This window comes from Amycolatopsis sp. NPDC006125 (genome assembly GCF_040614195.1).
In the GTDB taxonomy this organism is placed as follows: Bacteria; Actinomycetota; Actinomycetes; order Mycobacteriales; family Pseudonocardiaceae; genus Amycolatopsis_E; species Amycolatopsis_E tucumanensis.
In genome coordinates this window covers 1-9,731 of sequence record NZ_JBEXTZ010000169.1, presented here as the reverse complement: position 1 = coordinate 9,731, position 9,731 = coordinate 1, and the positions used below count along the sequence as shown (strand labels likewise).

General features: G+C 71.8%; 11 protein-coding genes and 2 pseudogenes. 6 read left to right on the top strand and 7 right to left on the bottom strand.

Translation table 11 applies throughout. From position 1 onward, the window contains the following. The first annotated feature begins 787 nt into the window (after positions 1-787). A complete protein-coding gene (locus ABZ193_RS42020) occupies positions 788-1,084 on the top strand; it encodes a DUF2516 family protein (RefSeq protein ID WP_354714360.1) in 297 nt (98 codons plus the stop codon). A 25-nt stretch (positions 1,085-1,109) separates the two neighbouring features. Beyond that, on the top strand, positions 1,110-1,661 hold the full coding sequence (locus ABZ193_RS42015; protein ID WP_354714358.1) for a YbaK/EbsC family protein: 552 nt from the start codon (positions 1,110-1,112) through the stop codon (positions 1,659-1,661). Here ABZ193_RS42015 and ABZ193_RS42010 read toward each other — a convergent pair. Next, positions 1,645-2,394, bottom strand: a complete 750-nt coding sequence (locus ABZ193_RS42010; protein ID WP_020419559.1) for an ABC transporter permease subunit — start codon at positions 2,392-2,394, stop codon at positions 1,645-1,647. The two genes, ABZ193_RS42015 and ABZ193_RS42010, sit on opposite strands and share 17 nt — an antisense overlap. After that, positions 2,367-3,053 carry an ABC transporter permease gene (locus ABZ193_RS42005; RefSeq protein WP_020419560.1) on the bottom strand — a complete coding sequence of 229 codons (687 nt, stop codon included), beginning with the start codon at positions 3,051-3,053 and terminating at the stop codon, positions 2,367-2,369. Before ABZ193_RS42005 ends, ABZ193_RS42010 begins: the two co-directional genes overlap by 28 nt. A gap of 118 nt (positions 3,054-3,171) precedes the next feature. Between ABZ193_RS42005 and ABZ193_RS42000 the strand changes: the two genes are divergently transcribed. The 4 genes from ABZ193_RS42000 to ABZ193_RS41985 all read left to right on the top strand — a co-directional run bounded on the left by ABZ193_RS42000 (position 3,172) and on the right by ABZ193_RS41985 (position 6,506). Then, a complete protein-coding gene (locus ABZ193_RS42000; protein WP_354714355.1) occupies positions 3,172-4,089 on the top strand; it encodes an ABC transporter substrate-binding protein in 918 nt (305 codons plus the stop codon). A 46-nt stretch (positions 4,090-4,135) separates the two neighbouring features. Next, entirely contained in the window at positions 4,136-4,570 is a 435-nt protein-coding gene (locus tag ABZ193_RS41995) for an SRPBCC family protein (RefSeq protein ID WP_020419562.1), read from the top strand. A gap of 108 nt (positions 4,571-4,678) precedes the next feature. Next, a complete protein-coding gene (locus ABZ193_RS41990) occupies positions 4,679-5,686 on the top strand; it encodes an NADP-dependent oxidoreductase (protein WP_354714353.1) in 1,008 nt (335 codons plus the stop codon). Between the two features lie 76 nt (positions 5,687-5,762). Then, complete coding sequence (locus ABZ193_RS41985; RefSeq protein WP_354714351.1) at positions 5,763-6,506, top strand: hypothetical protein; 744 nt, start codon at positions 5,763-5,765, stop codon at positions 6,504-6,506. Here ABZ193_RS41985 and purU read toward each other — a convergent pair. The 5 genes and pseudogenes from purU to ABZ193_RS41960 all read right to left on the bottom strand — a co-directional run. Further along, positions 6,503-7,363 (bottom strand): formyltetrahydrofolate deformylase, encoded by an 861-nt coding sequence (purU, locus tag ABZ193_RS41980; RefSeq protein ID WP_037322690.1) that lies wholly within the window; start codon positions 7,361-7,363, stop codon positions 6,503-6,505. The genes ABZ193_RS41985 and purU overlap by 4 nt on opposite strands. A gap of 26 nt (positions 7,364-7,389) precedes the next feature. After that, entirely contained in the window at positions 7,390-8,106 is a 717-nt protein-coding gene (locus tag ABZ193_RS41975; RefSeq protein ID WP_084506128.1) for a maleylpyruvate isomerase N-terminal domain-containing protein, read from the bottom strand. 148 nt (positions 8,107-8,254) lie between these two features. Further along, a pseudogene (locus ABZ193_RS41970) lies at positions 8,255-8,614 on the bottom strand (VTT domain-containing protein); the annotation flags it as partial. A gap of 103 nt (positions 8,615-8,717) precedes the next feature. Further along, positions 8,718-9,401, bottom strand: coding sequence for a lysophospholipid acyltransferase family protein (locus ABZ193_RS41965; protein ID WP_237336254.1), 684 nt, complete (start codon positions 9,399-9,401; stop codon positions 8,718-8,720). A 77-nt stretch (positions 9,402-9,478) separates the two neighbouring features. Beyond that, positions 9,479-9,634: pseudogene (locus ABZ193_RS41960) on the bottom strand (GNAT family N-acetyltransferase); the annotation flags it as partial. Between the last annotated feature and the right edge of the window lie 97 nt (positions 9,635-9,731).

Sequence of the window (9,731 nt, the reverse complement as noted above, 5' to 3'; positions counted from 1 at the left end):
CGCGCCGAGCACCGCTCGGCGCGGCCGGTGGGCTTTTGTGTGTGGTGATTGCCGCGGGGGGTGGGTGCTCGGGCGGGAGGGTTTGCTGTGTGGCGATTGCCTCGGGGGCGGGTGTTCGGGGGAGGGAGGTTGTGTGGCAATTTCCGGGGGGCGTGGGGTGCTTGGGGGGTGGGAAGTTGTGTGGCGGTTGCCGCGGGGCGTGGGGGTGCTCGGGGAGGGAGGGTTGGTGCGGCGATTGCCCCGGGGGGCGGGTGTTCGGGGGAGGGAGGTTGTGCGGCAATTTCCGCGGGGCGTGGGGGTGCTCGGGGGGAGGGAAGTTGTGTGGCGGTTGCCGCGGGGCGTGGGGGTGCTCGGGGAGGGAGGGTTGGTGCGGCGATTGCCCCGGGGGGCGAGTGTTCGGGGGTGGGAAGTTGTGTGGCGGTTGCCGCGGGGCGTGGGGGTGCTCGGGGGAGGGAGGGTTCGTGCGGCGATTGCCCCGGGGGGCGGGTGTTCGGGGGGAGGGAAGTTGTGCGGCGATTCCCCGGGGGTGGGGGTGTTCGGGCGAGGGCGAGTTTGTTGTGCGGGACTGCTCGTGGTGTCGGGGTGCCTAGCGGGGCTGGGCGGTGCGTTGGGGCTGCTCGTTGGTGTGCCGGGTGTGCTCGGCCAACCGCTGGCTGTGTGCGGTGTGCTCGGCGGCGTGGTGAGCCAGGGGCGGCCCGCCGGGGACGGCGGTGACGGGCCCGGGCGTTCGTGGCATTCTGGACACCGGGGATCCGACGGCGGGGGCGAAGGGACGTAGGCTAGGGACGTGCCGTTCATCGCGTACTGGATCATGCAGGTCATCAGCTGGGCCGGCACGCTGGTGGGCCTCGGCGCGTTCGTGCACGCCCTTCTCCAGCGCGCAGACGCCTACCACGCCGCGGACCGCAAGACCAAGCCCATCTGGCTCGCCATCACCGGCGCGAGCACGGCCGCGATGGGGCTGTTCGGCTTCGGTGGGGCCGGCACGCTCTTCTGGCTGGCCGGCATCGTCGCCGTCCTCGTCTACCTCGTCGACGTGCGGCCGCGGCTGATCGAGGTTCAGCGCGGCGGCAAGAACTGGTGAACCGGCGATTCCCTATCCTGGCGGCGTGAGGACCTGGAGCATCGCCGGGACGCTGACCGTCCACCCGGCCGCCGAACGCACCGACCTGCTTGCCGAGCCCGTCGCCAAAGCACTGGCCGCCCTCGACGCCGACAGTGTCGGCGCCGTCGAGATCGATCCCGAACTCGCCGACACCGCCGCGTTCTGCGAGGCCTACGGCTCACCGCTGGACGCCTCCGCCAACTGCGTCGTCGTCGCGGGGAAGCGCGCCGGTGAGGTCCGGTTCGCCGCCGCGCTCGTGCTCGCCACCACGCGCGCCGACGTCAACGGCGTCATCAAGCGCCGCCTGGACGTGCGCAAAGCTTCCTTCGCACCGATGGACGAGGCCGTCGCCCTCACCGGCATGGCCTACGGCGGCATCACGCCCGTCGGGCTGCCCGCGGACTGGCCGATCCTCGTCGACAAGGCCGTCGCCGACTCGCCGGAACTCGTCATCGGCAGTGGCATCCGCGGCGGGAAACTCCTGGTCACCGGCGACCTGCTCGCGTCGTTGCCCGGCGCCGAGGTGATCGACGGCCTGGCTAAACCGGTCGCGTAGACATCGTCGCCCGGCGCGACAACGTCAGGCCCCGCGGCACGGCGAACCGCTCCAGCAGCGCGAACACGCCCTCGCACACCAGGGCCAGCACGATGACGGCCAGCCCGCCGGCCAGGATCTCGCCGTAACCGCCCGCGCCCTGCGCGAACCCGTCCACGATGAACCGGCCCAGCCCGCCGCCGTCGTTGACGATCGCGCCGATCGCGACCGTCGCCACCAGCTGCAGGAACGCCACCCGCGCGCCCGCGAGGATCACCGGCAACGCCAGCGGCAGCTCGATGCGCAGCATGATCTGCCCCTCGGTGTGCCCGATGCCGCGCGCGGCGTCCACGGCCTCCGGCTCCAGCGACACCACCCCGGCGTAGGTGTTGGTGAACAACGGCGGCAGGGCCAGCGCCACCAGCGCGAGCAGCAGCGGCCAGAACGACGTGTTCACCTCCCACCGGCTCGCCAGGTACCAGAACAGGATGATCAACCCGAAGCTCGGGATGGCGCGGCCGATGTTCACCGCGCTGCTGGCCAGGAACGCGCCCCGGCGGTAGTGCGCCAGCACCAGCGCGGGCGGCACCGCCAGCGCCGCCGCGATGACCAGCGACAACGCCGAAAAGCCCAGGTGCTCCAGCGTGCGGTACGGGATGCCGGCCGGGTCGGTCCAGCTCCACCGGCCCGGCTGCCCGAGCCAGTCCAGCGCCTGCTCGAACGCGTTCACGCCCGCCCCGCCTTCCGCGCCCACGGGGCCAGCGCCCGCTCGCTCAGCCACAACAGCGCGTCCACCAGCACCGCCAGCACGATCGACAACCCGATCCCGACGATGATCGCCGTCGGGTTCGGCGTGGTCGTCTGGATGCCCTGCCGGATGAAGAAGCCCAGCCCGCCCATGCCGAGCATCGCGGTGACCGTGACCAGCCCGATCGTCGTCACGGCCGCGACCCGCAGCCCGGCGATCACCACCGGCAGCGCCAGCGGGAACTCGACCTGCAGCAACAGGCGCAGCCGCGTGAAGCCCATGCCGATCGCGGCCTCCCGGACCTCCGCGGGCACCTGCTGGATGCCGGTCACGATGTTGCGCAGCAGGATCAGCAGCGTGTACGTGGCCAGCGGGATCACGGCCGTGGTGAACGACAGCCCGAAGAACGGCACCAGCAGCGCGAACGCCCCCAGGCTCGGGATCACGTACAGCGCGCCTGCCGCGCCCAGCGCGACCGCGTAGAACCAGCGCCAGCGCAGCGACAACACGGCCAGCGCGACCGACACGACGAGCCCGATCGCGAGCGCGGCCGCCGTCAGCGCCAGGTGCTCGCCGAGGCGCTGCGCGATCTCGTCCGCGTTGCGCTCCACCCAGCGCCACTCGAACAGCGGCCGGTCGGTCGCGGCCAGCACGTACTCGCTCACCGGGCGAGCATACGGGCGGTGACCGACACTGACGGGCGGACGATCTCACTATGTGGTTTCTGTCGGTGCCCGCGGATAGGGTCGCTGGCGACGAACAGCACTGGGAGGGTGAACAGGTATGCGGTGGACACGGAGCCTGCGGGCGGCAGGGATTCTCGCGGTGGCGGTCCTCGGGCTCACGGCCTGCGGCGGCGGGGACGACGGCGGCACGGCCGCACCGGGCAAGGGCGGCGCGCCGATCGTGGTGGCGTCGTTCAACTTCACGGACAGCCAGATCCTGGCGGAGGTGTACGCGCAGGCGCTGGAGGCGAAGGGCTACCCGGTCCAGCGGAAGTTCAACATCGGCTCGCGGGAGCTGGTGTACCCGTCGCTGAAGTCGGGCGAGCTGCAGTTCATCCCCGAGTACCAGGGCGCGGCGATCAGCTCCGGGTTCAACGAGCAGGCGCCGAACGATGCGGCGTCCGAGCACGCGAAGCTCGCCGAGCTGTTCAAGCCGTCCGGCGTCGGGCTGCTGGACTACGCGCCGGCGGAGAACAAGAACACCTACGTGGTGAAGTCCGATCTCGCGCAGCAGCAGGGCCTGCGGACGATCAGCGACCTGAAGAAGCTGGACAAGGTCGTGCTGGGCGGCCCGCCGGAGTGCGGCACCAGGGCCAACTGCTTCATCGGCTTCCGTGACGTCTACAAGCTGAACGTCACGTTCTCGAGCATCCAGGAGTCCGGCCCGCGGGTCGAGCAGCTGCGTTCGGGCGCGGTCACGGTGATCCCGCTCGACTCGGTGAACCCGCTGGTCGGAAACCCCGACTTCACCGCGCTGGAGGACGACCAGAAGATCGTCGCGACCGAGAACATCGTGCCCGCGGTGAACCAGAAGGTGCTCGACGAGCGTGGCCCCGACTTCGCCGCGGCGGTCAACGCGGTGAGCGCGAAGCTGACCACAGAGCAGCTGCGTGAGCTGAACAAGCAGGTCGACGAGGACGGCGACCAGGTGGCGGACGTCGCCAAGGACTGGCTGTCGCAGCAGGGTCTCCTCTGATCGATAGAGTCGCGGGCGACAGCGTTCGAGCAGATCAGGAGGGGTTATGGCGAAGGTCACCGCAAGCGCGGAACGGACGATCGACGCACCGGCCGACAAGGTGCGGGCGCTGGTCGCGGACTACGCCGAGACCCGGCCCAAGATCCTGACCGAGCACTACCGCGACTACGAGGTGGTCGAGGGCGGCACCGGCGCCGGCACGAAGGCGAAGTGGAAGCTGCAGGCCACCTCCAAGCGGGTGCGGGACGTCGCGGCGAGTGTGTCCGAGCCGGAAGCGGGCACCCTCGTCGAGACGGACGCCAACTCCAGCATGGTCACGACCTGGACGGTGCGGCCCGCGGGCGAGCGCAGCACCGTCCGGATCGAGACCACCTGGCAGGGCGCGGGCGGCATCGGGGGCTTCTTCGAGAAGACCTTCGCGCCGGCCGGGCTCCGCCGGATCTACGACGGGGTGCTGGGCAAGCTCGCCGAGCTCGTCTAGCCGCGCCGCTCGGTGCGGTGGCTGTAGCCTCGGCCACAAAGCGGAATCAGCGCCCCGGTTAGTGTGTTGGCAGCCGTGGAGACACACTTCCGACACCCACTGGAGCGCATGATGAGCACCACCGCGACCGAGATCCGGCTCGCCTCCCGTCCGCACGGTGCGCCGACGCTGGACAACTTCGACGTGGTCGACGTCGAGGTGCCGCGGCCCGGCGACGGCGAGGCCCTGGTCCGCAACCTGGAGATCAGCGTCGACCCGTACATGCGCGGCCGGATGAGCTCGGCCAAGTCGTACGCGCCGCCGTACGAGGTCGGCAAGGTGATGCTGGGCGGTGCGGTCGGTGAGGTCGTCGAGTCGAACACCGACGCCCTGCGGCCGGGCGACCTGGTGCTGCACGGCTTCGGCTGGCGTTCCCACGCCGTGGTCACCCCGAAGCAGGCGGCCAAGATCGACGCGGGCGCGGCGCCGCGCGAGGCGTACCTCGGCGTGCTCGGCATGACCGGCCTCACCGCGTACGCCGGGCTGACCGAGATCGCGCGGTTCCAGCCGGGTGACACCGTGTTCGTCTCGGGCGCGGCCGGTGCGGTCGGGTCCGTCGTCGGCCAGCTGGCGAAGCTGAAGGGCGCCAAGCGGGTCATCGGCAGCGCCGGATCGGCCGAGAAGGTCCGGCACCTCGTCGAGGACCTGGGCTTCGACGCCGCGTTCAACTACAAGGACGCGCCGGTCGCGAAGCAGCTGGAAGAGGCCGCGCCGGAGGGCATTGACGTCTACTTCGACAACGTCGGCGGCGAGCACCTGGAAGCCGCCATCAACTCGGCGAACGTGCACGCGCGGATCGCCGTATGCGGGATGATCTCGATCTACAACGCCACCGAGCCGCCCGCCGCGCCGCGGAACCTGGGCCAGATCATCGGCAAGCGGCTGGACATCCGCGGGTTCCTGGTGAGCGACCACTACGACCTGCAGGCGAAGTTCCTCGAGGAGGTCGCGCCGCTGGTCCGCTCCGGCGAGATCAAGTACGAGGAGACGATCGTCGAGGGGCTGCGCAACGCCCCGCAGGCCTTCCTGGACCTCCTCGCGGGCGCCAACACCGGCAAGATGCTCGTGCGCGTCTGATACGCCCGCCGACGTACGGCGAAGAGACGCTGCCAGGCAGACGCCGCGAGAGCTCCGAACGCCGACCATCGTCGGCATGACCCTCGCACTTCGCGAAAGCCTCTGGACCCGCGCCCGGCCAGTCGAGCGCGTGGCCTACGTGGTGGCCGCCGTCCTGTTCACCAGCGGCCTCGTGCACCTGGTGGTCCTAGTGGCGAGCGGCACCACGTGGGAGGGGCCGCTGTCGTACCGCAAGGCCATGACGTTCGGCCTGTCCTTCGGCCTCACCCTGGCCAGCGTCGCCTGGGCGACGAGCTTCCTCCAGGTCCGCCGCCGCACCCCGCTGCTCGGCGCGCTCACCGCGGTGAGCGTCGCCGAGGTCGCCCTGGTGACGCTGCAGGTCTGGCGCGGGGTGCCGTCGCACTTCAACTTCGAGACCGGCTTCGACACCGCCGTCTCCTACAGCCTCGCCGCGGGCGGCGCGGTGATCATCGTGACCGTGTCGGCCTTCGCCGTGGCGGCCTGGCGGACGACGAACCTCAGCCCGAGCATGACGCTTGCCCTGCGGTTCGGGCTCGTCGTGCTGTTCGCGGCCATGGTGGTCGGCGCAATCATGATCGCCGACGGCGTCACCCTCGCCCGCGGCGGACAACCGCAGCTCGCCTACACGACCGCGGGTTCGCTCAAGCTCGTGCACGCGGTCACGATGCACGCGGTCCTCGTGGTCCCCGGGCTGGCCTGGCTGCTGCGGCACGCGCCGGAACGCCGTCGCACCAAGGCGATCCAGGCCGCCGTCGGTGTATACACGCTGCTGATCGCGGGCGCGGTGCTCGCGGCCTAGAACACCACCGTGCGGTTGCCGTGCACCAGCACGCGGCTCTCCAGGTGCCACCGCAGGCCGCGGGCGAGCGTGATCTTCTCGATGTCCCGGCCCTTGCGCACCAGGTCGGGCACGGTGTCGCCGTGGTCGACGCGGATCACGTCCTGCTCGATGATCGGCCCGGCGTCCAGGTCGGCGGTCACGTAGTGGCACGTCGCGCCGACCAGTTTCACGCCGCGGCGGTGCGCCTGGTGGTAGGGCCGCGCGCCGATGAACGACGGCAGGAAGCTGTGGTGGATGTTGATCGCCCGGCCGGACCACGCCTGGCACAGCTCCGGCGGCAGGATCTGCATGAACCGCGCGAGCACGACGGCGTGCGGGTCGTGCTCGTCGACCAGCTTGCGCACCTCGGCGAACGCCTCCGCCTTGTCGCCGGCGGGGAAGGGCACGTGGTGGAACGGGATGCCGTGCGCCCGCGTGATGTCCGCGAGGTTGTCGTGGTTGCCGATCACCGCCCGCACGTCGACGTCCAGCTCACCGGCGGCGACCCGGCCCAGGATGTCGTAGAGGCAGTGCCCCTCCTTGGACACCAGGATCACCACGCGGCGGCGCTCGGAGGTGTCCTCGACCCGCCAGTTCGACTCGGCCGACAGCGACGTCGCCACCTCGGCGAAGCGCGACCGCAGTTCGTCCACACCGAACGGCAGCGAGTCCGCCCTGACCTCCTGGCGGGTGAAGAACCAGCCGGTGTCCGGGTCGGTGTGGTAGGCGGCCTCGACGATCCAGCCGCCCGCGTCGGCGAGGAAGGACGACACGCGCGCGACGATGCCGGTGCGGTCGGGACAGCCGAAGGTGATCACATAACGTCGTTCGGACACGGCCCCATCTTCCCCGCCGCGCCCCGTCACGGCGCGGCCAGGGGCTCCAGGAGACGCACGTCACCGGTCACCGAGGCGTGGCTGGGCCGCCCCCACACGCGCCGGTACACCGCGTCGGCGGTGCCCGCGACCGTCACGTCGGCCTCGAACGCGGCCGTCACCGGCTCGATCGTCCCGGGCTGCCCCGGGTGCAGCACGACCCGCCACATGCGACCGGCGTCGGCGGCGTGCACGAGCACCGAGCCGGACAAGTCGAACTGGTCCCACTTCGCGCGCGTCGGCAGCATCCAGGCGAGCAGCTCGTCGACGCCGTCCGCGGCGAACTCCGGGTCGAACACGAGCGACGGGACCGCGGACGCCTCCGCGCTGCCTGCCAGCGCGTGCTCGGCGTCCAGCCGGTGGATCGCCGTCTCGTGCGCCTGCCGCCGCGCCCAGGACCGCGTGGTCTGCTCGTAGCGGGTCCACGGCAGCCACGCCGGCGCCGCGGGATCGGCGAGTCCGGCGAGCATCCCCTGCAGCTGCTCGTCCCACCAGGACAGCAGTTCAGTCCAGTCGGCGGGCGGCTGCCCGCGGGTCACGTTCGCGCCGGTGGGATCGGCGAGCGCGGACCGGACCCACGAGTGGACCTTCGCCAGGTGGTCGACGAGGCGCTGGACAGTCCACTTCGGACAGGTCGGCACCGGCGCCTCCGGTCCCGTCCGCACCGCGGCCGCGCGCAGGGCCCGGCACTGCGCCTCGATCATCGCGAGGTACTCGGCGTGCTGCATGCCGTGAGCGTAACCGCCGCACCACCTCGATGACACCGACCATGATCAACCCGATGCCGAACGACAACAGCAGCCCCTTGGCGGGCTGCCCGTCGAAGCTCGCGCCGCCGATCGCGCCGATGATCACGCTGTAGACGGCCCAGATCCCGGCGCCCAGCGCGTCGAGCGCGATGAACCGCGCCCACGGCACGCCCATGCTGCCCGTCGCCAACCCGCTCGCGACCCGGCCGCCCGGGATGTACCGGCCGGCCACGATCAGCAGCCCGGCGTTGCGGTCGACCTGTCCGCGGGCCCACTCGTAGCGGTCCTGCTTCCCGCCGCGCAGCCACCGCGTCAGCGCGGGCGCGGCGCCCCGGCCGACCGCGTGCGACAGGCAGTCGCCGGCGAGCGCTCCGGCGGCCGCGAGCAGCGCGAGCAGCGCCAGCTTCGGCACGTCGGTGCCGAGCAGCACGGCGACCGTGATCACCGTCGTCTCGCTCGGCATGAACGGCAGCAGCGCGTCCAGGCCCGCCACCGCGAACACGATGAGCCACAGCCAGGGCGATCCCAGGGCGCCCTGGAGCAGCTCACCGAGGTGGTTCAGGAAGTCAAGCATGCGCCGGGACCCGGGTGAACCGGACGACGTCCTGGGCTCGCGCGGCCAGCTCGCGCCGGTCGCCGGCGGGCTCCAGCGGCGGGTGCGCGGTCAGCTCGATCCGCAGGTCGCGGGCGCGCGCGACGCGGCTCAGCGACGGCAGGAGAGCGTCGTCGCCGACGAAGGCCGCGACCGTGCTCGGCTGCCCGCCCTGGGAGTAGGCGAAGGTCACCGGCCGCACCGGCGCGCCGGCGTCGATGGCGGCCTGGAACGCGGCGCGCCGGAACGTGCCGCCCTGGCCGCCGCACCACGTCGTGCCCTCGGGGAACACGACGACCGACTCGCCGGCGCGGAGCGCGTCGGCCAGCCCGGCCACCACCGCGGGCAGTTCCCGCAGCTCGCGCCGGGCGATGAACCGGGTGCCGCAGGCCTGCGCGAGCGACCCGATGACCGGCCACGAGCGCACCTCGCGCTTCGCCAGGAACCCAACCGGGTCGACGGCCAGCAGCGCGACGATGTCCAGCCACGACACGTGGTTGGCCACGATCAGGGTGCCGGTGCCCGCGGGTACCCGCAGGAGGTCGGTGTTCGCGTCCAGGGTGACGCCGAGGGCGTCGAGCACCCCGCGGGCGTGCGGGCGCAGGTTCCCCCGCCGCACCCCGGCGAGGACCGAGCCCAGCGCCAGCCACCGTCGCACGGTCCGCAGTGTGCTGATCTCAGGCAGCCGGTGGGTGACGCAGCGAGGGGTACAAGGTGAAGTCACGTCCCACGGGTTCATGAATTCTCCCCGAGGAAGAACCTGCGGTAGCGCTCGCCGATCTCGTCGACCGCCAGCACGGTGAAGAAGTCGGCGACCGCGAAGTCCGGGTCGTGCGCGGGCGGCCCGCCGACCCACGCGCCCAGGCGCAGGTAACCGCGCAGCAGCGGCGGGTGCGCGGGCATCACCACCGCCGTCGTCTACGGGGTGCTCTCGCTCGTCGCGGCGCTGCCGGGCGTCCTGGCGCTCAGGAGCCGAGAAGGGGCAGGT